At 57.9% G+C, this 24,332-nt stretch carries 20 protein-coding genes; 9 read left to right on the top strand and 11 right to left on the bottom strand.

Going from position 1 to position 24,332, the window contains the following annotated elements; all coding sequences use genetic code 11:
* Window positions 1-102: 102 nt before the first annotated feature.
* From H7K56_RS18110 to glpE, 3 genes are read right to left on the bottom strand one after another with little or no spacing between them, the layout of a single operon-like run.
* Window positions 103-861 carry a DeoR/GlpR family transcriptional regulator gene (locus tag H7K56_RS18110; RefSeq protein WP_058759319.1) on the bottom strand — a complete coding sequence of 253 codons (759 nt, stop codon included), beginning with the start codon at window positions 859-861 and terminating at the stop codon, window positions 103-105.
* A gap of 43 nt (window positions 862-904) precedes the next feature.
* Window positions 905-1,729, bottom strand: coding sequence for a rhomboid family intramembrane serine protease GlpG (gene glpG / locus H7K56_RS18105; RefSeq protein WP_104189633.1), 825 nt, complete (start codon window positions 1,727-1,729; stop codon window positions 905-907).
* 32 nt (window positions 1,730-1,761) lie between these two features.
* The gene (gene glpE / locus H7K56_RS18100; protein ID WP_021313438.1) at window positions 1,762-2,088 is read right to left on the bottom strand and encodes a thiosulfate sulfurtransferase GlpE; all 327 of its coding nucleotides are present in this window, start codon (window positions 2,086-2,088) and stop codon (window positions 1,762-1,764) included.
* A 227-nt stretch (window positions 2,089-2,315) separates the two neighbouring features.
* Between glpE and glpD the strand changes: the two genes are divergently transcribed.
* From glpD to H7K56_RS18085, 3 genes are all read left to right on the top strand, one after another.
* Window positions 2,316-3,824 (top strand): glycerol-3-phosphate dehydrogenase, encoded by a 1,509-nt coding sequence (gene glpD / locus H7K56_RS18095; RefSeq protein WP_058759321.1) that lies wholly within the window; start codon window positions 2,316-2,318, stop codon window positions 3,822-3,824.
* 180 nt (window positions 3,825-4,004) lie between these two features.
* Window positions 4,005-4,166, top strand: a complete 162-nt coding sequence (locus H7K56_RS18090; protein WP_150360754.1) for a DUF3289 family protein — start codon at window positions 4,005-4,007, stop codon at window positions 4,164-4,166.
* 13 nt (window positions 4,167-4,179) lie between these two features.
* Window positions 4,180-4,638, top strand: a complete 459-nt coding sequence (locus H7K56_RS18085) for a DUF943 family protein (RefSeq protein ID WP_058770956.1) — start codon at window positions 4,180-4,182, stop codon at window positions 4,636-4,638.
* 110 nt (window positions 4,639-4,748) lie between these two features.
* Here H7K56_RS18085 and iolE read toward each other — a convergent pair whose 3' ends face one another.
* The 3 genes from iolE to iolD all read right to left on the bottom strand — a co-directional run bounded on the left by iolE (window position 4,749) and on the right by iolD (window position 8,727).
* Window positions 4,749-5,645, bottom strand: coding sequence for a myo-inosose-2 dehydratase (gene iolE / locus H7K56_RS18080; protein ID WP_104189577.1), 897 nt, complete (start codon window positions 5,643-5,645; stop codon window positions 4,749-4,751).
* 69 nt (window positions 5,646-5,714) lie between these two features.
* Window positions 5,715-6,728, bottom strand: a complete 1,014-nt coding sequence (iolG, locus tag H7K56_RS18075; protein WP_021507394.1) for a bifunctional inositol 2-dehydrogenase/D-chiro-inositol 1-dehydrogenase — start codon at window positions 6,726-6,728, stop codon at window positions 5,715-5,717.
* A 64-nt stretch (window positions 6,729-6,792) separates the two neighbouring features.
* Window positions 6,793-8,727, bottom strand: coding sequence for a 3D-(3,5/4)-trihydroxycyclohexane-1,2-dione acylhydrolase (decyclizing) (iolD, locus tag H7K56_RS18070; protein ID WP_150360756.1), 1,935 nt, complete (start codon window positions 8,725-8,727; stop codon window positions 6,793-6,795).
* Between the two features lie 545 nt (window positions 8,728-9,272).
* Here iolD and H7K56_RS18065 point away from each other — a divergent pair.
* Both H7K56_RS18065 and H7K56_RS18060 read left to right on the top strand, forming a co-directional pair.
* Window positions 9,273-11,186: a bifunctional 5-dehydro-2-deoxygluconokinase/5-dehydro-2-deoxyphosphogluconate aldolase gene (locus H7K56_RS18065; protein ID WP_150360757.1), complete on the top strand. Its 1,914-nt coding sequence runs from the start codon at window positions 9,273-9,275 to the stop codon at window positions 11,184-11,186.
* 344 nt (window positions 11,187-11,530) lie between these two features.
* Window positions 11,531-12,373 (top strand): MurR/RpiR family transcriptional regulator, encoded by an 843-nt coding sequence (locus H7K56_RS18060; protein WP_088516544.1) that lies wholly within the window; start codon window positions 11,531-11,533, stop codon window positions 12,371-12,373.
* Window positions 12,374-12,558: 185 nt separating this feature from the next.
* Here the strand turns inward: H7K56_RS18060 and iolB are convergent, their stop codons facing one another.
* From iolB to H7K56_RS18045, 3 genes are all read right to left on the bottom strand, one after another.
* Window positions 12,559-13,374 (bottom strand): 5-deoxy-glucuronate isomerase, encoded by an 816-nt coding sequence (iolB, locus tag H7K56_RS18055; RefSeq protein ID WP_150360758.1) that lies wholly within the window; start codon window positions 13,372-13,374, stop codon window positions 12,559-12,561.
* A 23-nt stretch (window positions 13,375-13,397) separates the two neighbouring features.
* Window positions 13,398-14,903 carry a CoA-acylating methylmalonate-semialdehyde dehydrogenase gene (locus H7K56_RS18050; protein WP_058774978.1) on the bottom strand — a complete coding sequence of 502 codons (1,506 nt, stop codon included), beginning with the start codon at window positions 14,901-14,903 and terminating at the stop codon, window positions 13,398-13,400.
* A 567-nt stretch (window positions 14,904-15,470) separates the two neighbouring features.
* Window positions 15,471-16,694, bottom strand: a complete 1,224-nt coding sequence (locus tag H7K56_RS18045; protein WP_150360759.1) for an MFS transporter — start codon at window positions 16,692-16,694, stop codon at window positions 15,471-15,473.
* A 208-nt stretch (window positions 16,695-16,902) separates the two neighbouring features.
* On the opposite strand from H7K56_RS18045, the gene H7K56_RS18040 reads away from it, so the two are divergent.
* The 3 genes from H7K56_RS18040 to H7K56_RS18030 all read left to right on the top strand — a co-directional run bounded on the left by H7K56_RS18040 (window position 16,903) and on the right by H7K56_RS18030 (window position 20,857).
* A complete protein-coding gene (locus tag H7K56_RS18040) occupies window positions 16,903-17,979 on the top strand; it encodes an AI-2E family transporter (protein ID WP_058780198.1) in 1,077 nt (358 codons plus the stop codon).
* A 339-nt stretch (window positions 17,980-18,318) separates the two neighbouring features.
* A complete protein-coding gene (locus H7K56_RS18035) occupies window positions 18,319-19,923 on the top strand; it encodes an EAL domain-containing protein (RefSeq protein WP_058770992.1) in 1,605 nt (534 codons plus the stop codon).
* Window positions 19,898-20,857: a D-2-hydroxyacid dehydrogenase family protein gene (locus H7K56_RS18030; protein ID WP_058774976.1), complete on the top strand. Its 960-nt coding sequence runs from the start codon at window positions 19,898-19,900 to the stop codon at window positions 20,855-20,857. Before H7K56_RS18035 ends, H7K56_RS18030 begins: the two co-directional genes overlap by 26 nt.
* A 27-nt stretch (window positions 20,858-20,884) precedes the next feature.
* Here H7K56_RS18030 and H7K56_RS18025 read toward each other — a convergent pair whose 3' ends face one another.
* Together H7K56_RS18025 and H7K56_RS18020 are read right to left on the bottom strand one after the other, a co-directional pair.
* Window positions 20,885-21,355: a hypothetical protein gene (locus tag H7K56_RS18025; RefSeq protein ID WP_021508122.1), complete on the bottom strand. Its 471-nt coding sequence runs from the start codon at window positions 21,353-21,355 to the stop codon at window positions 20,885-20,887.
* Window positions 21,348-22,139, bottom strand: coding sequence for a hypothetical protein (locus H7K56_RS18020; RefSeq protein ID WP_150360760.1), 792 nt, complete (start codon window positions 22,137-22,139; stop codon window positions 21,348-21,350). The genes H7K56_RS18025 and H7K56_RS18020 overlap by 8 nt, the downstream gene beginning before the upstream one ends.
* 358 nt (window positions 22,140-22,497) lie before the next feature.
* On the opposite strand from H7K56_RS18020, the gene proP reads away from it, so the two are divergent.
* A complete protein-coding gene (gene proP, locus H7K56_RS18015) occupies window positions 22,498-24,003 on the top strand; it encodes a glycine betaine/L-proline transporter ProP (protein WP_058759333.1) in 1,506 nt (501 codons plus the stop codon).
* The last annotated feature ends 329 nt before the right edge of the window (window positions 24,004-24,332 follow it).

Genomic DNA, 24,332 nt, shown 5'->3' with positions numbered 1-24,332 from the left:
GCCATCAATGGCGACCTTACAATAAGCGCGATGACCCAGGGTGCGGTTTGGTAACCATGGCCAGATGCCTCACAGGGTGCGCATTGATGCGCACCTGGGAAATCAGCACAGCTCCAGATGCACTTCGTGCTGTTCAATCACCTTCAGTACGCTTAACGGCGGGGTTTGATCGGTATACAGGTAATCAATCAGGCTCATGTTGCCAAGGTTAACCATGGCGTTACGGCCAAACTTCGAATGATCCACCACCAGCATCACGCAACGCGAGTTCTCGATAATGGCGCGCTTGGTGCGCACTTCGTGATAGTCGAACTCCAGCAGCGAACCGTCCATATCAATACCGCTGATGCCGAGAATGCCGTAATCGAGCCGGAACTGAGAGATAAAATCGAGCGTGGCTTCCCCCATGATACCGCCGTCGCGCGTGCGCACTTCACCGCCAGCGATGATCACGCGGAAATCCGGCTTGCCCATCAGCAAAATCGCCACGTTGAGGTTGTTGGTGACGATACGCAGATTGTTGTGGTTGAGCAGCGCATGCGCCACCGCTTCCGGCGTGGTGCCGATATCAATAAACAGCGTAGCGCCGTCCGGGATCTGGCTCGCCACGCGCTCGGCGATGCGTGCCTTTTCCGCCGACCACATCATTTTGCGATCCTGCCACGCGGTGTTTTCCGAGCTGGAAGGCAGCGCCGCGCCGCCGTGATGACGCTGAATTTTGTTTTGATCGGCCAGATCGTTCAGATCGCGCCGGATAGTCTGCGGGCTGACCTCAAAGTGATCCACCAGCTCTTCCGTACTGACATACCCCTGACGCCGGACCAGATCGATAATGGCGTCATGACGTTGCGTCTGCTTCACATCTCTCTCCTCGGCTCAAGGCCGTGTTCTTTTTATCCTGCTACTAGCGACGTGCGCGTTTGCGCGTATCAACGAACGCCATTGCCAGCCCCACCAGCAAACCGGTGACGTGCGCAGCGTTCGCGATCGACAGGCCAAAGGCGCCGTACCAGCCAATCACCAGCCATACAATAGCGAAGCCAATCAGGCCGCGCTCGAGATAAATGCCACTTTCGGGATCGCGCTCGCCGCGCAGCCAGCAGTAGCCCATCAGCGCATAGACCACGCCGGACAGCCCGCCAAACAGCACGCCGCTGAACTTCGCCTGCATCCAGCCGCTCAGCAGCGCTGAAATCAGCATGATAACGAACAGCTTGCCGCTGCCGAGGCGCTTCTCTACCGCACCACCGAGATACCACCACCACATCAGGTTGAACAGAATGTGCAGCAGCGAGAAGTGCAGCAGCGCGTGGCTGAACCAGCGCCACACCTCAAAATATTGTGATGAATCTGCCGGCCAGGCCAGCCAGCCGAGCACCACATCGTCGCCGACGATCTGCATCAGGATAAACACCGCCACGCAGGCGATCATGATGGTCAGCGTGAGCGGGCCCGCGCGTTCGCGAATGTTTGCCCAGATATTGCCACGCTCATAACGCAGACCGCTGTCGGTGGTACCGCTGTGCCAGCTCGCCGCCTGATAGCGTGGATGGTTGGGATCGCGCACGAACTGCGCGAGTTCGTTTTCGACCATCTCCAGCTTGCTGTCGTCATCCAGCACAATGACATAGTGGCTTTCGCGCTCAATACGCAGCGTGACGCCGCGCGTCGCCATGTAATCGACAAACGCCTGCGCCATACGCGGCTGGTTAAACTGGGTAATGCGCATCATGCGGTACTCTCCTTCCTTTTGTCGGTCGATCAGAGGCTGCCGGTCGCCACCTGCGTCGGAAACGCGGCGCGCCAGGCATCAAAACCGCCGTCGATGCTGTAGACGTCGCTAAAGCCCTGGCTTAACAGGAACTGCGCCGCGCCTTTACTGCTGTTGCCGTGATAGCACATCACCAGCACCGGCTGGTCGTGCCGGGCGCCGGCAATGAACGTCGCCAGGTTGTCATTGGTCAGATGTTGCGCACCGGTGGCATGGCCCATGGCGAAGCTTTGCGGATCGCGGATGTCTACCAGTTGCGCTCCCTGTGCCAGATGCTCGTTAGCCTGCAGGACGTTAATACACTCGAAGGTTTCCATGGGTCTCTCATTACCTCGTCATCATTTGGCGTTAGTTTACCCTGATAAGCCGCCGCTATAACCTGACAAATCCTGTGGATATGTGATTTTTTTCCTGCCGAAATGTTAGCTATATCACGCAAGAATGTTTTTATTGAGTTAAGCGCTGGCGTCAATGTTGGTTTCCGATTATTATTACGCTCGAAAACGAACATTTTAGAACTATTCCGAACATCGGAGGAGATGACGTGGAAACCAAAGACCTGATCGTGATCGGCGGCGGCATCAACGGTGCCGGCATTGCAGTGGATGCTGCAGGACGCGGCCTGTCAGTGCTGATGCTGGAGGCGCGGGATTTGGCCTGTGCAACCTCCTCTGCCAGTTCCAAGCTGATTCACGGTGGCCTGCGCTATCTGGAACATTACGAATTCCGTCTGGTGGGCGAAGCGCTGGCCGAACGTGAAGTGCTGCTGAAAATGGCGCCGCACATCGCCTTCCCGATGCGTTTCCGTCTGCCACACCGCCCGCATCTGCGTCCGGCGTGGATGATCCGCATGGGCCTGTTTATGTACGATCGCCTCGGTAAGCGCACTACGCTGCCAGGCAGTAAAGGTCTGCGTTTTGGCGCGGAATCGGCCCTGAAGCCTGAAATTACGCGCGGTTTCGAATATTCCGACTGCTGGGTGGACGATGCGCGCATGGTGGTGCTTAACGCGCAGGAAGTGGTGAAACAGGGCGGCGAAGTGCGCACCCGCACCCGCGTAACTCGCGCCTGGCGTGAAGCCGGTCTGTGGATGGTGGAAGCGGAAGACGTCGATACCGGCAAGACCTACACCTGGCGCGCCAAAGGGCTGGTTAACGCCGCTGGTCCCTGGGTGAAGCAGTTCTTTGACGATGGCCTGAAGCTGAAATCGCCGTACGGTATTCGCCTGATCAAAGGCAGCCATATCGTGGTGCCGCGCGTGCACACCGAGAAGCAGGCTTACATTCTGCAGAACGAAGATAACCGTATCGTGTTTGTGATTCCGTGGATGGATGAGTTTTCAATCATCGGTACCACCGACGTCGAATACAAAGGCGATCCGAAAAATGTCAAAATCGATGACAATGAAATCAGCTACCTGCTGAAGGTGTATAACGCGCACTTTAAAAAGCAGCTGACCAGCGACGATATCGTCTGGACCTACTCCGGCGTGCGTCCGCTGTGCGATGATGAATCTGATTCACCGCAGGCGATCACCCGTGATTACACACTGGACGTGCACGACGACAACGGCCAGGCACCGCTGCTGTCCGTGTTCGGCGGCAAGCTGACCACCTATCGCAAGCTGGCGGAGCATGCGCTGGAGAAACTGGCGAAATACTACCCCGATGCCGGTCCGGCGTGGACCAAAAACGCCGTGCTGCCAGGCGGTGATTTCTCCGGTACGCGTGAAGATTATGCTGCCAGCCTGCGCCGTCGCTATCCGTTCATCAGCGAAGGCATGGCGCGTCACTTCGCCCGCACCTACGGCAGCCGTACTGAAGTGCTGCTGGAAGGCGCGAAGAGCCGTGAAGATCTGGGTGAAAACTTTGGCCACGAATTCTATGAAGCCGAACTGCGTTACCTGGTGAAACACGAGTGGGTGCGCGAGCTGGACGACGCCATCTGGCGCCGTACCAAACAGGGTATGTGGCTGAGCGAAGCCGAACAGGCGCGCATCCGCGACTGGCTGGCGGAAAACGGCCAGAAACCGGCGCTGTCGCTGGCTTCCTAATCACCTTAAGCATTGTCCTCAACCCCGCCACCGCGCGGGGTTTTTATTTTTTCTCTTTTTGTGTCGGCGAGAGGTTATTCACACAAGGCACTGCACCAGATCAATTCTCACCGCTCCACTTACTGACTAAATAATCCGCGACCGGATTAACGGACTCGTCAGTGACAGGGAGTATCACGCATGGCTTTAGCAACTTTTCCGCTCAATATCTTCACCACACAGCGCATGTTTAATGACTATGGCGCTGACGATATGCGCTACGGCGATATCTCAGAACGCCGGATGAAAAACGAATTCGGCTTCACCCACATTTCCAATGTGGTCGACCCGTGGTTTTTGTAGAAGGCGGTCGTTAATGAACAGGAAGACATGGGCAGGATTAATTCTGCTTGTTGCATTAGCCAGTGGCATATACTGCTACCTGAACTTCAGGGAAGTTAACGTTATTGACGTTCACCAGGATTACTATTCTGCATCAATTATCGTCGATCACCTGCCTTACTCTGACGATAAAAAAATAAGGTGGTGGTTGATTCACCAGCCGCAAATAACGTCAAAATACAATATTAAAGCCTTTAATGATAATGGCCCCATTACCTATTATTTTTATGCACTAGGTGAGGGATATCAGTCATTGGAAAAAAAGGACCGCATTTGCTTTAAGCAAATGCAACCCCCTGCTAATTGTCTGGATAAAAATTTACTGATGAAAATTCAGCGGAAGCAGGATGGTGGCGTGATATTCTCACTGGATTCAGGAGATTACACAGTGAATAAAGACAATGAAATGAGTCGATTGCAGAAGAGCAATTGATACATAGCGCGATAAATCGCGCCGCTACAGTGTGTGCGGTCGATAATGACGAAAGTCACTGTCGAATTTACCGTAGCGGCGCAATTCATTGCGCTAATTAACACGCAAATTTACAGCCCGGCATTGTCACGAATATATTTACGGGCTTTCACTGCATATTCGAATGGGTTAGCGATGGCCGGATCCTGTTCCGCTTCAACCACCATCCAGCCTTTGTAGCCGTAATCATCAAGGATTTTGAATACCGGTTTGAAATCGATCACGCCATCGCCTGGTACGGTGAAGGTGCCTTTTTTCACCCCGTCGAGGAACGACAGCGAGTTTGCGCGCACCTCTGCCACCACGCTGTCACGCACATCCTTCAGATGCACGTGGAAAATACGCGGCAGATGCTGGGTCAGCACATCCAGCATCACCTGCTGTGATCCTTCGGAGTAGTAAATGTGGCCGGTGTCGTACAGCAGACCGACGTTATCGTTGGTCATTGCCATAAAACGGTCGATTTCGGCTGGCGTCTGAATGCCGGTGCCCATGTGATGATGCAGCGTCACGCGCATCCCTTTCTGCGCCGCGATCGCCGCCAGTTCGTTGTAACCTTCTGCCGTCAGGCGCCACTCTTCGTCAGTGAAAACCGGCTTCTGCTCCAGCACCGGCAGCGACGTGCCCTGAATGCTTTTGCTCTGTTCCGAGCAGCCAATCACGCGCGCGCCCATGGCGTGCAGGAAATTCATGTGGTTGATGAACTGATCGATGGTTTTCGCTTTGTCACCGTTGGCAAAAAAGGTACTAAACCAGGCGTTACAAATCTGAATACCGCGGATATCCAGCATCGGCTTCAGCACCGCCGGATCGCGCGGATACTTGCTGCCCACTTCGCTGCCGGTGAAACCCGCCAGCGCCATTTCGCTGACCGTTTGCTGGAAAGTATTTTCGCTGCCGAGTTCCGGCATGTCGTCGTTGGTCCAGCCAATCGGCGCAATCGCCAGTTTGACGTTCTCTTGGTTCATTTTCAGCTCCCTGACACAGAGAGGCAGCGGTAATCCGCTGCCGTGGATAGGTTTAGCGCTCGCGCCTGATTATTTCTGGTAAAACGCCGGACGCGGCGGCATGGCAACGGGCTCAATCGCGCCGCTGGTTTGCGCCTTCAGGCAGGCATCGGCAGCCACCGAGGCGGCAAAGCCATCCCAGGCGGAAGGCCCGCTCAGCTGGCCCGCTTTCACATCATTGATAAACGCCTGCAGCTCAACGTCGTAGGCGTCGATAAAGCGATCTTTCCAGTCGGTCAGTAGTGCGTTGCCAAGGCGGGCATCTTTGCGCATCTGAATCGCCGACGGCTCCGGCAGTCTGGCGATGCCCTCTTCACCCACCACTTCACACTGAATGTCATAGCCGTACGCGCAGTTCACAAAGATCTCCACATCGATGCGGATGCCCTTCTGCGTTTCAAACAGCACAATTTGCGGATCTTTCAGCTTCGCGTGTGACTTTGAGGTCGTGCGCGGGAACACCACCTGCACGCTTTTGTAATCGTCCTCGGTCAGCCAGCGCAGGACATCCAGCTCGTGAATCAGGGTGTTGGTGATGGCCATATCGGTGGTGTAATTCTCCCCGACGCTCTGATTACGGTGTGCGCAGTGCAGCATCAGCGGCTCGCCGATGTCACCGTCGGTGATCACCTTTTTCAGCGCGCGATAGCCGGCATCATACGGGCGCATAAAGCCCACCTGCACCAGACGTTTGCCGTGCGCGATCTCGGCGTCAACAATGCGACGGCAGCCCTCTGCGCTCAGCGCCAGCGGCTTCTCGCAGAACACCGGTTTCCCGGCGGCAATCGCGGCCAGCGTGAACTCTTCATGCGTCGGGTCCCATGAGGTCACCAGCACGGCATCCACTTCCGGCGAGTTAATCACCTGATGGCCATCCTGATAGACTTCGGCCTGGATATTAAGCCGCTGCAGCGCCGCGCGCGCACCTTCCACATTGATGTCTGAAACCGCCACCACTTTTGCGCCCTGCAGCACGTTGTTGCAGCGACGAATATGTTCCTGACCAATTGCGCCGGTACCGATTACACCGAGTTTGAGCGTCATAATTACACCTGTAGAGTCGGATAAGTAGGGTAAAACGGGCCGGGCAGCGCCGGCCTGAAAAGGGTTAGTACTTACGCGCCTGTTGAATATGCTGATTGAGCTTGTCGGCCACCTGCTGCGTCCGCTCTGAGGTAGAAGCCTGCGCCACGCCGACGTGCCACCAGCTGAAGTATTTGTGCACCATGGTTTTTGGCAGCACTTTGATGTCAATCAGGGTCGAAACCGTCTGCTGCTGCGCATCTTCCAGCGCCGCCTTCAGCTGCTCCAGCGTGGTGACACGGTAGGTTTTACAGCCGTAGCCGGCGGCTATCGCCGCGAAATCAACCGGCACGAAGCCGCCATCCAGCTTGCCGCCCTGCGGATTACGGAAGCGGAACTCGGTGTTGAAACTGTCCATGCCGTGTTCCATCTGCAGGTTGTTGATGCAGCCATTGGTCATGTTATCCAGCAGGATGACGTTGATTTTCGCCCCTTCCTGAATCGAAGTGACCAGTTCGGAGTGCAGCATCATGAATGAGCCGTCACCCACCATGGCGTAGACTTCGCGCTGCGGCTGTGCCAGCTTCACGCCCAGCGCGGCATTCACTTCGTAACCCATGCACGAGTAGCCGTACTCAACGTGATACGCGTTGTAATCTTTGGTGCGCCATACGCGCTGCAGGTCACCCGGCAGACTGCCGGCGGCGGCGACAATCACCGCATCCTTTGGCAGTTGTTCGTTTAAGGTGCCCAGCACGCTGCTCTGCGTCAGCACCGACTTTGTCAAACGCTCAAACTCGGCGAACAGCGCAGTGCGATCGATGTGGTCAGCGATTTCCGGAATAAAGTCGTCGGTGTTGAAAGTGGCGGCGTACACGCGCTGCGTCTCTTTCAGCAGCTTGCTCTGGGCCTGTTCAATCTGGCCACCCCAGTGATTCTCAAAGCCGTTCAGTCCGGCTTCCAGCGCGGTTAATCCCTCGCGTGCATCCGCCAGCAGCTGCACGCCATCCAGCTTGTAGCTGTCGAAGTTGTTGACGTTAATATTGAGGTAGCTGATTTCCGGATGCTGGAAAATCCATTTTGAAGCCGTGGTGAAATCCGTATAGCGCGTACCAATACCGATCACCAGATCGGCCTCTTTAGCCAGCAGGTTCGCCGCCAGACAGCCGGTTTCACCCACGCCGCCCACGTTCAGCGGATGGTCGGAAACGATGGTGCCTTTGCCGGCCTGCGTTTCGGCAAACGGAATATTGAAACGCTCGGCAAAGCTCAGCAGCGCCTGACCGGCATCGGAGTATTTCACGCCGCCACCCACTACAATCAGCGGCTTGTGCTTACGCGAAATCAATGCCAGCGCCGCGTCCAGCTGGGCGGCCGTCGGCAGACGCCGGTCAAGCAAATGCACGCGTTTCTGGAAGAAGTATTCCGGGAAATCCCAGGCTTCGCCCTGCACATCCTGCGGCAGCGCCAGCGTTACCGCCCCGGTTTCCGCCGGATCGGTCAGTACGCGCAGCGCATTGATACAGGCGGTCATCAGCTGTTCCGGACGGCTCACGCGGTCCCAGTATTTACTCACTGCGCGGAAGGCATCGTTGGTGCTGATGCTGAGATCGTGACTCTGCTCGATCTGCTGCAGCACCGGGTCCGGCTGGCGCGTGGCGAACACATCGCCCGGCAGCAACAGCAGTGGAATCCGGTTGGCTGTTGCCGTGGCTGCCGCGGTAATCATGTTGGCGGCACCCGGTCCGACGGAAGAGGTACAGGCAATGATTTGACGGCGCAGCGACTGCCGGGCAAAACCGATGGCAGCGTGCGCCATACCCTGCTCGTTACGGCCCTGATACACCTGTAAATCGCCGCTGTCCTGCTCCAGCGCCTGGCCGAGGCCGAGCACATTGCCGTGGCCGAAAATAGCAAAGATGCCGTGCACGAATTTGGTTTCAACGCCGTCAACGTTCAGGTACTGGTTATCCAGAAATTTCACCAGCGCCTGTGCGGTAGTCAGTCTGATAGTGCCCATATGCTTCTTCCTTTACATGTGGTACCCGCTCAGGGGGTACGACGCGGTTCGGGTCGGCGGTGAAAACGCGCCCGACGCTAAGTGAAACGTGTGGCGATTATAAACAAATGTTTTTTCCATTAAAGCTGATTACAGAAGAAACATTTCATTTTGCGATGAAGATCAAATTCGGCGCTGAAACACGGGCGGTGACGGGACGGGATGACAGCAAAGTGAAACAGCCTGCTGTGCCTCAGCCATCATAACGAAATTTCATTTCACGTCAGCAGCTTCCTCTCATCCGTCATCATTTCCTGCGAGCTGGCTCACAAGCCAGAGCACCCGCGAAACGGGCAAGCCGTAAAGGGCGGGAAAGGTAGCGGCACCAGAGTTTTACCTGGCTCACAAAATCGCGATGGATGTTTCATTTCATATTGTGTTTGGAATTTTTATTCCTCATACTGCCCACATAGCCAGTCAGGCACCCCGAGACCCCGGAAGCATTGCGCTTGATAGTGGGCGGCAGCGCCCGCCGTGTCTGCTTATCACAGAAGGAAACCATCAGTATGAGTACACAACAGAAGCGGCTTGATGTGATTTGTATTGGACGCATCGCCGTCGATCTTTACGGCCAGCAAATTGGCTCTCGCCTGGAAGATATGACCAGCTTTAACAAATACCTCGGCGGCTCTTCCGGCAACGTAGCTTATGGCACAGCGATCCAGGGGCTGAAGTCGGCGATGCTGGCGCGCGTCGGTGACGAACACAATGGCCGCTTCCTGCGTGAAGAGCTGCAGCGCGTGGGCTGCAATACTGACGGGCTGATTACCGATAAGCAGCGCCTGACCGGGCTGGTGATTCTCGGCATCAAAGACGAAGAGACCTTTCCGCTGATTTTCTATCGCGACAACTGTGCTGATATGGGGCTGGTTCCCGAGGACATTCGCGAAGAGTTCATTACCTCGTCCCGCGCCGTGGCGGTAACCGGCACCCACCTGTCGCATCCGGACACGCGGGCGGCGGTGCTGAAAGCGCTGGATATTGCCCGGCGCAACGGTCTGCGCACCGCGCTGGATATCGATTATCGCCCGGTGCTATGGGGTCTGACCTCACTGGGTGACGGTGAAACACGTTTCATTGAATCCGGCCAGGTGACGCAGCAGCTGCAGGAAGTGGTGCACTATTTCGATCTGATTGTTGGAACGGAAGAAGAGTTCCATATCGCCGGTGGCAGTACCGATACGCTGACCGCGCTGAAAAATGTACGTAAGGCCAGCAACGCCACGCTGGTCTGCAAACGCGGGCCGCTGGGTTGTGTGGTGTTTGAGGGCGAGATTCCCGATAGCTGGGAACAGACGCGCCTGCACAGCGGCGTGCGCGTTGAGGTGCTCAACGTGCTGGGCGCCGGCGATGCGTTTATGTCGGGCCTGCTGCGCGGCTGGCTCAACGATGAGAGCTGGGAGCAGGCGTGCCGCTACGCCAACGCCTGTGGCGCGCTGGTGGTATCCCGTCACGGCTGTGCGCCGGCGATGCCAACCAAAGAGGAGCTGGACGATTTCCTCAGCCGCGATAACGCGGTGAAACGTCCGGATCTGGACGCGCGCCTCAATCATCTGCATCGCGTTACCACGCGTAAGCAGCAGTGGCCGGAGCTGAATGTGTTCGCCTTTGACCACCGTAAACAGCTGGCCGATATGGCGCGCGAAGCGGGCGTCAGCGAGGATCGCATTCCGCAGCTGAAGCTGCTGCTGCTGCAGGCGGCACAGGAGGCGGCTAACGAAGCCGGTCTCAATGAGAAGAGTGGCATCCTGGCGGATACCACGTACGGCCAGAAAGCGCTCAACGCCATCACCGGCAAGCACTGGTGGATTGGGCGGCCCATCGAGCTGCCGAGTTCACGACCACTGCGTCTTGAGCACGGCAATATTGGCTCTCAGCTGGTGGACTGGCCGGCCGAACACGTCGTCAAGTGCCTGGTGTTTTATCATCCCCATGACAGTGCTGAACTGCGTAAAGAGCAGGACGAGCTGGTTCTTGACGTGTGGCGCAGCTGTAACAAAAGCGGGCACGAGCTGCTGCTGGAAGTGATTCTGCCGGAGAGCAACCCGGACCGTAACGAGTCCTACTATTACGACATGCTGAGCCACTTCTATAGCCTGGGCGTGCAGCCGGACTGGTGGAAGCTACCACCGCTGACGGCGGAGAGCTGGCAGGCGATCGGCGAGCTGATTGAGCAGCAGGATCCGCACTGTCGCGGCATTCTGTTACTCGGCCTTGATGCGCCGGAAGAGAAGCTGAAAGCCGGCTTCGCCGCCGCCGCGCAGGCGACGTGGGTGAAAGGTTTTGCCGTGGGTCGCACCATTTTTGGCCAGCCGTCACGCCAGTGGCTGAACGGTGAGCTGGATGATAAGGCGCTGATTGAGACCGTGAAAGGCAATTATCTGCGCCTGATTGGCTACTGGCGCGCCGCGCGCGGCTGACGGATTTGCAGAGGATGTACTGAGAAGCGGCCTGACGGGCCGCTTTTTAGTGAGTTGCGCGCGGATGCCCTCACCCCAGCCCTCTCCCACCGGGAGAGGGAGCCGTTCAGGCAGGTCGTTAAGCATTGTACCAGCCCTGTCAGACCGCTCCGGACTGTCCCCTCTCCCGCCTGCGGGAGAGGGTTAGGGTGAGGGAAAGCCTTCAACCCCCTGAGTTTTGTGAGGCAATTCATAAACCGATGAAATAGCCTTCACGATAGCGTCAAACAAATGAAATTTTCCATCCATCTGGTACTATAGCGCTCATTATCCAGCCATATTTCCTTTTCTGACGGGCCGAAGTAATGACCAATAACCCAACGCAATTAACCTTGTTACAGGACGATATCCGTCGTCGCTACGAGACGCTGAGTAAACGCCTGAAGCAGGTGGCTCGTTATATCCTTGATAACAGCAACAGCATCGCGTTTGATACCGTCGCCTCTATCGCCCAGCAGGCGGATGTTCCGCCCTCCACGCTGATCCGCTTCGCCAACGCGTTCGGCTTTAGCGGCTTCAACGAAATGAAACAGGTCTTTCGTCAGCACCTGATGGAAGAGACCGTGAACTATACCGAACGGGCGCGCCTGTTCCGCCAGACAGCCACAGACGACAGCGCCAGCTCACCGGAGAGCCCGGTGGAGATCCTCAACGTCTTTACCATGGTCAACAGCCAGGCGCTGCAGCAGCTGGCGATGCAGGTGAATCCCGACCAGCTGAACAAAGCGGTGAAAATGCTCAACGAGGCGGAGAACATCTACATCATCGGTCTGCGCCGCTCGTTCAGCGTGGCCTCGTATCTGGTGTATGCGCTGCGCCATCTGGAGCGTCGCGCTTTTCTGATTGATGGCCTGGGCGGCATGTTCACTGAACAGCTCAGCATGGTGAATCCGAAAGACGTGGTCATCGCTATCAGCTACTCGCCGTATGCGCGTGAAGCGGTGGAACTGGTGGAGCTGGGTGCTAAACGTGGCGCGCATCAGATCGCCATCACCGACAGCCAGGTCAGCCCGCTGGCGGCGTTCAGCGATGTCTGTTTTGTGGTGCGCGAAGCGCAGGTGGATGGCTTCCGCTCGCAGGTGGCCTCGCTGTGCCTGGCGCAAACCCTGGCGGTGTCGCTGGCACTGAATAACAGCAGCAACGAATAAACCTCAGGTACCGAATAGAAAAAAGGCAGCCAGATGGCTGCCTTTTTTTATCTGTGCGCATCAGTGAATGCGTGTGCCGTTTAACCTGGTGCGCATCAATGCGCACCCTACGGCTGTGCACGTTTATATGCTTGCGTGCGCCGTTTAACCTGGTGCGCATTTCCGGCAACCGCGCGGAGACCCGATTAACGGCGCGGATACTGCTCGCTGTTCACCCAGGCGTGATCCTTCTCCCAGGTAAATTTCCACAGCCGTACCGGCCCGGCCATCACGTTCAGATAATAGTTATCGTAACCGGCCAGCGTCGCCACCGGATGATACCCGCGCGGCACCGTTACTACATCGCGGTTATACGGGGCCATACACTCGTCGAGCGAACGGTCGTCGGTGTAGACGCGCTGCATGGCGAAACCGGGCTCGGGATCGAAACGGTGATAATAGGTCTCTTCCAGATAGGTTTCGTCCGCGCTGTCCTTCTCATCGTGCTTGTGGCTGGGATACGAACTGGTCGCGCCCTCGTCGGTATACACCTCGACCACCAGCAGGCTGTCGGCCGGTTGATTATCCGGCAGAATGTTATGCACCAGGCGCTGGTTGCGCCCTTTGCCACGGTGCTCCACGCCAACATCCTGCGGTGCAATCAGCCGCGCCGGCAGATTGCCACTGCCCGGCGCACTGCATACCGCCAGTTCCAGATCGCTGTCGGCAGTGACTTCAACCTCATCATCATGCGGCACGTAAACCGAGTAAGGCGGCGTGCGCTCAAACGGCGACAGGCGCTTACCGATGCCAGGGAATTCTGCATCGCGGGTTTTCACCGACGCCAGACCGGCCACCAGCACCAGGCACAGCTCTCTCTCGCCGCTGCTTAACCGCAGCGTCTGGCCCTTTTTCAGCAGATAAGCGTCAAAGCCCACATATTCCCAGCCGGCGCTCTCGGGCGTCACGTGCTGGATACGCCCGTGGCTGTCCGGCTGCTGCACTTTTGAAATCAGTGACATCCTGTTTCTCCTGTTGCGCGACATTAACCCAGCGTTGGCATGCTGAATTCAGAAACGGTCTGCTGACCGCTCGGCCAGCGCACGGTCGCCGTTTTCATGCGGGTGTAGAAACGCACCCCGTCCGGACCGTGCACGTTGAGCGCACCAAACACCGAACGCTTCCAGCCGCCAAAGCTGTGGAACGCCATCGGCACCGGCACCGGCACATTGACGCCCACCATGCCCGCTTCCACGTTGTGCACAAATTCACGGGCGGTGTGGCCGTTGCTGGTGAAGATGGCGCTGCCGTTACCAAATTCGTGGCTATTTACCAGCTGCAGCGCGCTGTCGAAGTCGCTGGCACGCATGATGCTCAGCACCGGTCCGAAAATCTCTTCGCGCCAAATCACCATCTCCGGCGTGACGTTATCGAACAACGTACCGCCAACGTAGTAGCCCTCTTCATGGCCGGCGACTTTCACGCCGCGTCCGTCAACCACCAGCGTCGCGCCTTCCTGCTCACCTTTGTCGATGTAGCCCAGCACTTTCTTCTGGTGCGCAGCGGATACCACCGGCCCCATTTCATTCTCTTCGGCACTCTGCTGCATGCCCGGACCTACGCGCAGCGCTTTGATCAGCGGCGTCAGGCGCGAAATCAGTTTATCGGCTGTATCGTCGCCAACCGCCACCACCACCGGCAGCGCCATGCAGCGTTCCCCGGCAGAACCGAAAGCACCGCCCATGATGGCGTTCACGGTGGCATCCAGATCGGCATCCGGCATCACAATGGCGTGGTTTTTCGCGGCGCCGAAGGCCTGCACGCGTTTGCCATGCGCGCTGGCGGTTTTGTAGATGTGCTCGGCCACGCCGGACGAGCCGACGAAGCTGACCGCCGCGATGCGCGGATCTTTATACAGCTGCTCGGCGTCTTCGTTTGAGGAGTGCACCACGTTGAACACGCCATCCGGCAGCCCCGCTTCTTTCAGCAGTTCAGCCATGCGTACCGAGGCAGAAGGATCGAGCGCCGGCGGCTTCAGCACAAAGGTATTACCGCACGCCAGCGCGATGGGGAACATCCACAGCGGCACCATCGCCGGGAAGTTGAACGGCGTAATGCCCGCGACCACGCCCACCGGCTGCATCAGCGAATAGCTGTCAACGCCGGAACCGACGTTCGGTGAGTTTTCCCCTTTGATCAGGTGCGGAATGCCGCAGGCAAATTCGATCACTTCGATGCCGCGCGTCAGCTCACCCAGTGCGTCGGACCAGACTTTACCGTGCTCAGAAACAATCAGTGCCGCCAGTTCATCGCGATGTTTTTCCATCAGCGCTTTGAAGTTGAACATGACGCGGGCACGACGCAGCGGCGCCGTTTTCGACCATTCCGGAAACGCCGCATGGGCGACCTCGATGGCCTGCGCCACTTCTGCCGCCGTGCTTTGCGTCAGTTCGCGGATCACTTTGCCGGTCGCCGGATCGTAGACCGGAATGGTTTCGTTGCTGGCGCTGTGCGTGATTTTGCCGCCGATAAAGTTTCCTACGATAGTCATGTCGTTGCCTCTTTGATTTGTAAGGTCCCTGCAGGCCGCGGGTCAGTCTGGGTCGCGCCCGATCAGGCAATACGGAAAGCGTGCTATGAAGCTATTACAGTGAAATAAATTTTTCAAATAGTTCTTTTTGGAAAATTTACTTTTAGCGGCCTGGATCGCATTTTTCCGCCAGCGTTAGCGGACTGGCGCAAAGTGCGGGCCTGATGACAATGCCGATGCGGCCTGCACCCGTAATCAGCAGCAGTGAGATTAGCAGGACGATCAGTCAGCGAGAGGGTCAGCGCCGGAGCGTGGCTGGATGAAACGAAATATGAAATTTTTGCGAGGCAGATCCAATATCCGTTATTTCATAATTCAATTAAAACGAAATAAATGTTTTCTTTGCAGCATCTGCAGACAATGCGATGTGAAACGAACCCTTATCTGTGTCTTAGCGACACGCTTTTGTTAGTGTTGGCCTCGGTCGGAGGCCTTTTTTTCACCTGTTCCCCCACCCCATGCGTGATTGCAGCAGTGGATTGCCCGGTGCACATCAATGCGCGCTCTGTCATGCCGTAGGGGCGCCATTTATGGCGACCTGGACGCCGCATCCTCGGCTGGCATCCCAGCCTGACGCTTGATCATCCGCAGGGTACAAAGCAGCGCAAATCCCACCAGCAGCGCAGTCAGCAGGTAGACCAGCTGTACGCCGGCGAAGCTCATGATAAAGCCCGCGATCGGACCGGTGATGCCGAGCGACAGATCCATAAAAGCGGTATATGTGGCCAGCGCGCTGCCCTGGTTCTGCTGCGGCACCACTTTGACTGCGACCACGCCAATCGCCGGGAATACCAGCGAGAAACCGGCGCCGGTGAGAAAAGCGCCGAACTTCGCCATCCACGGTTCGAACGCGCCCGCCACCAGCAGCAGGCCAATCGCCTCGACGGCAAAACACAGGCTGGCGACGCGCAGTCCGCCGAGCTTATTAATGGCATTGGGAAACAGCAGGCGCATGCCGACGAACGCAGCGCTGAACAGCGTCAGCGCGAAGGCGGCACCGTCCCAGCCCTGCTCCTGATAAAACAGGGTGATAAAGGTGGCGATCACGCCAAAGCCCGCCGAGCCCATCGCCAGCAGCAGGCCAAAACCGTACACCTTACCGAGCACCGCGCGGAACGGCAGCGGTTTGGCCTTGCTGCCTTTCACCGGCGCACGGGGCAGCGCCAGCACTATCGCCAGCACGCTGATGGCGATAATCACGCTGGAGAGCAGCAGCAGGCCGCCGCTGCGAAAGATCATCACCCCAAGCGGTGCGCCAATCGCCATTGCGCCATAGGTGACAATGCCGTTCCAGGAGATCACCCGGCCAATATGCAGCGAGCCGACTTTCGCCATGCCCCACAGCGAGGTGCCGGTGCCGCAGAAACTCTGACCGACGCCCAGCAGCACGCGCCCGAGGCACAACAGCGCGAGGCTGAGCACCTCCTGCTCCTCTACCAGCGCCGACAGCAAAATACACAGCCCGCTCACCAGGCTACCAAACAGCCCAAGCACTACCACCTTTTTGGGTCCCCAGCTGTCGGCATAGCGACCGGCATGCGGACGGCTCAGCAGCGTGGCGACATATTGCAGGCTGATCACCACGCCGGCCCAGAAAGCGCTGTAGCCCAGGCCGTCATGGACAAAGCCCGGCAGCACCGCCAGCGGCAGGCCAATAGTGAGATAGGTGGCGAAGTTGAACTTCACGATGGAGAGAATCTGTAAATTCAGACGAAAGCGGCTGTATTCGGCCGCGGCGGGCTGGTCAGGCATGAGTGATTGCGCTCGTGTTTGACGGAATTTTTATAGCTGAAGCTTCACTATACGCCTTTTCTCGCCGTGCGCACCGTCGATTCGCGGCGGGCTGATGGCGGTATTTCCGGCGGTGCTTATCGGGTTCGCTTCGCTTACTCCTAAACAAACAATTACTTACTGGCGTTCAACTACACTTTTCACAGCGAACCACCATTCAGGAGAGGGAATGAACGAAAAGCCACAGGAGAAAATTGGCCAGAACATCCTGGTCAAGCTGGCGATGTTAGTGATTATTCTGGCGGGCATTCGTGCTGCGTCGGATATTCTGGTGCCCTTCTTACTCGCCAGCTTCCTGGCGATTGTGCTTAATCCGCTGGTGACCCTGCTGATGCGCCGGGGTCTGCGGCGCGGCGTGGCGATCTCGCTGGTGATCACGGTGATCTTCATTGTGATGCTGCTGCTGGTCGGGGTGCTGGCCAGTTCGGTAAGCGAGTTCAGCGATACCTATCCGCAAATCCGCGGCCTGCTGGAACAGAAGCTGACGGTGCTGCAGCATTTTGCCGCACAGTTTCATATCAATATCTCCACCAGCGCACTGGCGGCACGGCTCGATCCCAATGTGATTATGAACATGGCTACCACGCTGCTGGCGCAGTTCTCCGGTGCCATGACCAATGTGGTGCTGTTGATTCTGACCGTGGTGTTCATGCTGTTTGAGGTGCACCATCTGCCGTACAAATTGCGCAATGCGATGATGAATCCGCAGATCCGCATCGCCGGATTGCACAAGGCGCTGAAGGGCGTCACGCACTATCTGGCACTGAAAACGCTGGTCAGCCTGATTACCGGGCTGGCGGTGTGGCTGGTGCTGATGCTGCTGGACGTCAAATTTGCGCTGTTCTGGGGCGTTGTCGCCTTTATCCTCAATTTTATCCCCAATATCGGCCCGATTATCGCCGGTGTGCCGCCGTTTATTCAGGCGCTGGTGCTGAATGATGTGTATGACGCCGTGCTGGTGGCGGCGCTGTTCAGTGCCATTCACATGGTGTTTGGCAATATGCTGGAACCGCGCCTGATGGGACGCGGGCTGGGGCTGTCAACGCTGGTGGTATTTCTGTCGCTGATTTTCTGGGGCTGGCTGCTCGGTCCGGTCGGGATGCTGCTGTCGGTGCCGCTGACCAGCGTCACCAAAATCCTGATGGAAACCACGCCGGGCGGCAGCCGGCTGGCGATAATGCTGGGTAATGGCCGCCCCAAACCGCGCCTGCGCGTCAAAGCTAACCGGCCCGCGCCGCGCCCGTAACGTCTTACCACGCCACGATGCCAGACAATCGGTATTTGCCGATCGTCTGGCAGCTTCCCTGCGCAGTGACGCCACCGCCGTATGGCGTCAGCGCGCATCGCCATGCCTGATGATTCTGGCGCAACACTTTTACTCATCTCGTGCCACAGGCTTTTTCCTGCCGGGAAATGCCAGTAACGGCAAAACATTGTCAATAAACGCAAAGCGCGAACCATAATTGACTTGTATCAGATTGGTGGAAAATCAAAACGCTAACATGCACGGCCGCGGGAAAGTGTTATGCTGCTGACGCCGTAACGCGCTCCCTGAATGCTGCTTAAACCGACCGAGGAAAGTCTGGTGCCTCTGCAAAAACGACAACGCGATTTTGGCTGGCTGTTGATTGTCTGTGCCGGGTTATTACCGCTGGTGCTGGGCATATTTTGCACAGCCATTGAGGCGCGCCATACGGTCAGCCAGCAGCAAATTGCCACCGCCAATGCCCTGCTGACGCAGGCAGAAAAGATGAGCGACAGCGCCTGGGACATGGTGACCCGCCTGCGTCAGTACCAGAATCGTCGCTGCGCCGATATTGATGAAGATTTGCAGCGCGCCGGCACCCTTAATGCCTATTTCCGCTCGATCGGTACCCTGCAGGGCAGCGAAATCACCTGCTCGTCGGCTTACGGGCTGCAGCACGACACGCTGGCCGGGATGATGATGCAGTCGCCGCCGGTGACCGGCAAAGCCTGGTGGAGCCTGTCGATTCGCGGCACCTCCGGCGTACCGGATCGCCCGGCAGTGATTTTCGTGCGTCACCTGCCGGACAGCAGCGGTTTCTGGGCGGTGATTGATGGCCAGTATCTGATGGACTTCATGCGCGCCATCGGCGAGTCGAACCGTTATCAGATGAGCCTGCGCTTCAACGGCGGCAGCCCCATCGCCAGCGGTCCGGACGACCAGCCAGAACTGCTGTACCTCAGCAGCGCCAACTATCAGGCGGAGTCCAGCCGCTATCCGATCAGCGTCAGCGTGACGGTACCCGCCGCCGAGCTGATCAAAGCCTGGCGCCAGGCGTTGCTTATTTTTCTGCCAATGGCCGCCATCTTTTCGATATTGCTGATGGTGCTGACCGCCAACTGGCTGCGCCGCCGCCTCTCATGGGCGGATGAAATTCGCCGGGCGATACGCAACCGTGAGTTCACGGTGCACTATCAGCCGGTGTACAGCACCGGGATTCAGCGCTGCACCGGTGCGGAAGCGCTGATGCGCTGGCAGCGGCCCAACGGCGAAATGATCCGCCCGGATATCTTCATCAGCCATGCCGAAGCGGAAGGCATGATCGTGCCGCTGACCCAGCATTTACTGGCGATGATGGCGGAAGATATCCAGAGCTGGCAGGTTGAACCGGGCTTCCACATTGGCTTTAACCTCGCCGCTGAGCATCTGCAACACCCCGATTTTGTGCAGGACATGATGCGTTTTGCCCGCAACATCCGTGACAAACAGATGCTGATCACGCTGGAGCTTACCGAGCGCAGCCTGATCGAGGACGGCGACGCGGTGTCACGCAAGCTGCGTTATCTGCAGTCGCACGGCATGAAGGTGGCGATTGACGACTTCGGCACCGGCCACTGCGCGCTCTCCTATCTGATGACCTTCCCGCTCGATTACCTGAAGATTGACCGCGGCTTTATCAACGCCATTGAAGGACTGGAGATCGAAACCCCGGTGCTGGATGCCATCATCAATCTGTGCCACAAGCTGCAGCTCGAGGTACTGGGTGAAGGGGTAGAAACCGCGTTGCAATTTCAGTATCTGCAGCAGCGTGGCGTGGTGTTTATTCAGGGCTATTATTACGCCCGTCCGATGGACAATAACCAGCTTCGCGCCTGGCTTAATCAGCAGGGGCGCCAACCGCTTCCCGTTGAGGACCATCATGAGCCTGAACTGCATCATTCTTGATGATTATCAAAATGTTGCCCTGTCGCTGGCCGACTGGGCATCGCTGCAACCGCAGGTACAAACTAGCGCGCTGCACCGCCACTACGCCGACGAAGATGAACTGGTCGCTCACATCGCCCACGCCGACATCCTGGTGGTGATGCGCGAACGCACGCCGCTCAGCGCCCGGCTGATAGGCCGCCTGCCCAATCTGAAGCTGATTGTCACCTCCGGCATGCGCAATGCCTCAATCGATCTGCACGCCTGTGCCGAACGGCTGATTGCGGTGTGCGGCACCGCCAGTAGCAGCGCGGCGCCGCTGGAACTGAGCTGGGGGCTGCTGCTCGGTCTGGCACGCCATATTCCGGCGGAAAGCCAGGCGCTGCGCAGCAACGGTGCGTGGCAGCATACGCTGGGCATGGCGCTGCACGGCAAAACTCTCGGCCTGCTTGGGCTGGGCAAGATTGGCGGTGAGATGGCTAACGTGGCGCGCGCCTTTGGCATGCGCGTGTGCGCCTGGAGCCAGAACCTGAGCGAAGCACGCGCAGCGGCGTGCGGCGCAGAGAAGATGGCTTCGCTGCCGGCGCTGCTCAGGGCGAGCGATGTGGTATCGATTCATCTGGTGCTGAGTGAGCGCACCCGTCATCTGCTGGACGACGCGGCGCTGGCGCACATGAAGCCGGGCGCGCTGCTGATTAACACCTCGCGCGCCGGGATTGTCGATCAGCAGGCGATGATCAGCGCGCTGCAGTCTGGTCAGCTGGCGGGCGCCGGGCTGGATGTCTTTGAACAGGAGCCGCTACCGGCCGATCATCCGCTGCGTCAGCTGCCGAACGTGCTGGCGACGCCGCATCTGGGCTACGTCGCCGACACTAATTACCGCACCTACTTCAGCGAGGCGGTGGAAGATATTGCTGGCTGGCTGCACGGCGCGCCGCTGCGCTCGCTGCTTTAAGCCCCCGGCGCGTCGACAGCACCAGGGTTAGCTGTGGCAGTACAGGCGCGGCAGCCCGGCATAATTAATCATCTGGTCGCCATTGGGCAGCTGGTACATCTGGTAATAATCGTTATTGCCCTCGCGCGCTGGCGAAAACACAATCTGCGCCGCCAGCGCGGGCGGTACGGTGTCGTCTGCCAGAATACGTACGTTGCGCGTGGTGCTGAGCATGAAATCGCCCTGGCGGCGCCAGGTGGTATCGGATACGCGATGCAGGCGATAGTGGCGATCGCGTACCGTGACGGTGCCGGTTAGCGTTGAGCTGCCGCTGCCGTCCGCCTTAAAGCGCGTGCGAATAGTGGCATCAATCGCGCCAGCCGGCGCGCCTTCATGATCAATACGATACGGTACTTCACACCACTCCGGCACCGGTTCTGCCGGCCGCAGCAGCAGCGCCAGCGCCCACGGCAGCACAAAGGCCAGCACCACCGCCGTGGTGATTATCGCTTTACGCATCGGGTATCTCCTGCGCGGACACCATCCATGAAATACATTCGTTGTCCTTCTGCGCGATCGGTTTGGCGCACAGGAAGGTGCTGGAAAAGAGTCGGGTGCGCACCGGGTTGATGTACACCATCGGCGGCGCTGAGCCATCCGGCAGGCGCGGCTGCCACTGCCGATAGCGGCGCAGCGCGTCCTGCACCACCCACGAATCGGCTTTCAGGTGGCTGGGGATAAACACCTGGCTGTTCTGAATGCGCAGCAGCGGCCGGAAATCCAGCGTATCGTGCTGCACAGGCGCAAACATCTGGCGTGCCAGCAGCGCCAGCGCGACATTCACCAGCAGCAGCGCAACGATTACCCAGCGCAGCACAGGCCGCTTTTTCTTTACGCTGGCCGGCGCGGGCGCAGGTTGCGGACTGACCACCGCTGCCGCTGGCGCAGCCACCGGCTCATCGCTCAGCGGCGCCACATCGACCTGATCGGCCAGCACGCAGCCAATCAGCGGCACCTGATGCACCAGCGGTCCCGGCGCGTGTGCCAGCTGCGCCTGCTGATTGATGGCGGCAATGGTGGCCGTCAGGCGTTCGGCGAACGGTGTGTCGCTGGGGACGCGCTGGAACAACGCATGCAGGGTCTGGTTGCGCACCAGTTTGCCATCCGCATCAATCACGCGCCGCAGAATAGCGGTTTGCAGCGGCGTCAGTGCCACGCGGTGCGCGGGCGACTGCACCGGAAAGAGGACCTGCTGGTCAACGTCAAAACAGAGACTTTTTGCAAATAAAACAAAGCGTGCCATGCGGCGCCCGATCTCCGGCAGAGAAACTGGCGCAAGTATAGATATTTTCGCTCGCGCGCGCATCTACGCTGCGGCCTGCGTCGCGATTCAGACAATTTTTTTGCCGCGATTGCGGACCAAAACGGCCATAGTTTTAGCCAAAAAATAGCCAGTTATTGGCGGAAACATGACAAATATCACATTTAAACGGTATACTCTGTCGCGGGATGCAATAATTACCTGAGTAATAATTGCTTTGGCAGGCCAGGGAAAAAACCACTTTCACGGCTATGCTTTAATTTTCTCAACGCCGCGGACTGAACGCTCCACCGAGTCCGCAGCGTTGAGGACTTTTTGAATTCCAATACAGGGTAACCTCATGAAATTACGTAGGAAGCGTGTAAAACCTATTGGGCTGGATGACGTCACGATTATCGATGACGCTCGTTTACGTAAGGCCATTACCGCCGCGTCACTCGGTAACGCGATGGAATGGTTCGATTTCGGTGTTTATGGCTTTGTGGCCTACGCGCTGGGTAAAGTGTTCTTCCCGGACGCCTCGCCAGGCGTGCAGATGATTGCCGCACTCGGGACCTTCTCGGTACCGTTCCTGATCCGTCCGCTGGGCGGCCTGTTCTTCGGCATGCTGGGCGATAAATATGGTCGCCAGAAAATCCTGTCGATTACCATTGTCATCATGTCGATCAGTACCTTCTGTATCGGCCTGATCCCTTCTTACGCCTCGATTGGCATCTGGGCACCGATACTGCTGCTGCTGGCGAAAATGGCGCAGGGCTTCTCGGTGGGCGGGGAATATACCGGTGCGTCAATCTTTGTCGCCGAATATTCGCCGGACCGTAAGCGCGGCTTCATGGGAAGCTGGCTGGACTTTGGTTCGATTGCCGGCTTCGTGCTGGGCGCGGGCGTAGTGGTGCTGATCTCAACGGTGATTGGCGAGCAGAAATTCCTCGACTGGGGCTGGCGTATTCCGTTCTTCCTCGCGCTGCCGCTGGGCATTATCGGCCTGTATCTGCGTCATGCACTGGAAGAGACCCCGGCGTTCCAGCAGCATGTCGATAAGCTGGAGCAAGGCGACCGCGAAGGTCTGCGCGACGGCCCAAAAGTGTCGTTTAAAGAGATTGCCAGCAAACACTGGAAAAGCCTGCTGGCCTGTATCGGTCTGGTGCTCGCTACCAACGTGACCTATTACATGCTGCTGACCTACATGCCGAGCTATCTGTCGCATAACCTGCACTACTCGGAAGATCACGGCGTGCTGATTATCATCGCCATCATGATGGGGATGCTGTTTGTGCAGCCGGTGATGGGCATGTTGAGCGACCGCTTCGGCCGCCGTCCGTTCGTGATCGTCGGCAGTATCGCCCTGTTCTTCTGTGCGATTCCGGCCTTTATGCTGATCAACAGTAACGTACTGGGGCTGATTTTTGCCGGTCTGCTGCTGCTGGCGGTGATCCTCAACGCCTTCACCGGCGTGATGGCCTCATCACTGCCGGCGATGTTCCCGACGCACATTCGTTATAGTGCGCTGGCCAGCGCCTTCAACATCTCGATTCTGATTGCCGGCCTGACGCCAACCGTGACCGCCTGGGCGGTGGAAGCCAGCAACAATCTGTATATGCCGGCTTACTACCTGATGGTGGTGGCGGTGGTCGGTCTGGTGACCGGTCTGTACATGAAAGAGACCGCCAACAAACCGCTGCGCGGCGCGACACCGGCGGCATCGGACCTCGAAGAAGCGCGTGAGATCCTGCAGGAGCATCACGACAATATCGAGCAGAAGATTGAAGATATTGATGAAGAGATCGCCCGCCTTGAGGCGAAGCGGAAAAACCTGGTGCAGCAGCACCCGGACATCAACGAGTAATCTGCCCTTTCACTCCCGCCACCCGGCGGGAGTTTTGTTTCTGCGGTTGCCGGGTGCGTGAGAATGTGGGTGCTGCGGTGAGGCTTCCAGGTGCGCATGAATGCGCACCCTACGGGTGTGCTGCGGGTTGGGATTCTGCTGATTCCCGGTGCGCATGAATGCGCACCCTACGGGTGTGCTGCGGGTTGGGATTCTGCTGATTCCCGGTGCGCATGAATGCGCACCCTACGGGTATGTTGCGGGTTGGGATTCTGCTGATTCCCGGTGTGCATCAATGCGTGCCCTGCGGGTGTACTGCGGGTTGTGATTCTGCGGTTGCCTGGTGCGCA

This window comes from Pantoea dispersa, assembly GCF_014155765.1.
Taxonomy (GTDB): Bacteria; Pseudomonadota; Gammaproteobacteria; order Enterobacterales; family Enterobacteriaceae; genus Pantoea; species Pantoea dispersa.
The sequence above is the reverse complement of the archived record's forward strand: the minus strand, read 5'-3'. Positions and strand labels throughout refer to the sequence as shown.

Excerpts from the sequence above, each read along its gene's own strand:
- H7K56_RS18050 (WP_058774978.1), bottom strand. The coding sequence starts at position 14,903 with ATGACTATCGTAGGAAACTTTATCGGCGGCAAAATCACGCACAGCGCC.
- H7K56_RS18060 (WP_088516544.1), top strand. The coding sequence starts at position 11,531 with ATGACCAATAACCCAACGCAATTAACCTTGTTACAGGACGATATCCGT.
- iolG (WP_021507394.1), bottom strand. The coding sequence starts at position 6,728 with ATGACGCTCAAACTCGGTGTAATCGGTACCGGCGCAATTGGTCAGGAA.
- glpG (WP_104189633.1), bottom strand. The coding sequence starts at position 1,729 with ATGCGCATTACCCAGTTTAACCAGCCGCGTATGGCGCAGGCGTTTGTC.
- iolB (WP_150360758.1), bottom strand. The coding sequence starts at position 13,374 with ATGTCACTGATTTCAAAAGTGCAGCAGCCGGACAGCCACGGGCGTATC.
- proP (WP_058759333.1), top strand. The coding sequence starts at position 22,498 with ATGAAATTACGTAGGAAGCGTGTAAAACCTATTGGGCTGGATGACGTC.
- H7K56_RS18085 (WP_058770956.1), top strand. The coding sequence starts at position 4,180 with ATGAACAGGAAGACATGGGCAGGATTAATTCTGCTTGTTGCATTAGCC.
- H7K56_RS18040 (WP_058780198.1), top strand. The coding sequence starts at position 16,903 with ATGAACGAAAAGCCACAGGAGAAAATTGGCCAGAACATCCTGGTCAAG.
- H7K56_RS18090 (WP_150360754.1), top strand. The coding sequence starts at position 4,005 with ATGGCTTTAGCAACTTTTCCGCTCAATATCTTCACCACACAGCGCATG.
- H7K56_RS18065 (WP_150360757.1), top strand. The coding sequence starts at position 9,273 with ATGAGTACACAACAGAAGCGGCTTGATGTGATTTGTATTGGACGCATC.
- iolE (WP_104189577.1), bottom strand. The coding sequence starts at position 5,645 with ATGAACCAAGAGAACGTCAAACTGGCGATTGCGCCGATTGGCTGGACC.
- iolD (WP_150360756.1), bottom strand. The coding sequence starts at position 8,727 with ATGGGCACTATCAGACTGACTACCGCACAGGCGCTGGTGAAATTTCTG.
- glpE (WP_021313438.1), bottom strand. The coding sequence starts at position 2,088 with ATGGAAACCTTCGAGTGTATTAACGTCCTGCAGGCTAACGAGCATCTG.
- H7K56_RS18020 (WP_150360760.1), bottom strand. The coding sequence starts at position 22,139 with ATGGCACGCTTTGTTTTATTTGCAAAAAGTCTCTGTTTTGACGTTGAC.
- H7K56_RS18030 (WP_058774976.1), top strand. The coding sequence starts at position 19,898 with ATGAGCCTGAACTGCATCATTCTTGATGATTATCAAAATGTTGCCCTG.
- H7K56_RS18025 (WP_021508122.1), bottom strand. The coding sequence starts at position 21,355 with ATGCGTAAAGCGATAATCACCACGGCGGTGGTGCTGGCCTTTGTGCTG.
- H7K56_RS18045 (WP_150360759.1), bottom strand. The coding sequence starts at position 16,694 with ATGCCTGACCAGCCCGCCGCGGCCGAATACAGCCGCTTTCGTCTGAAT.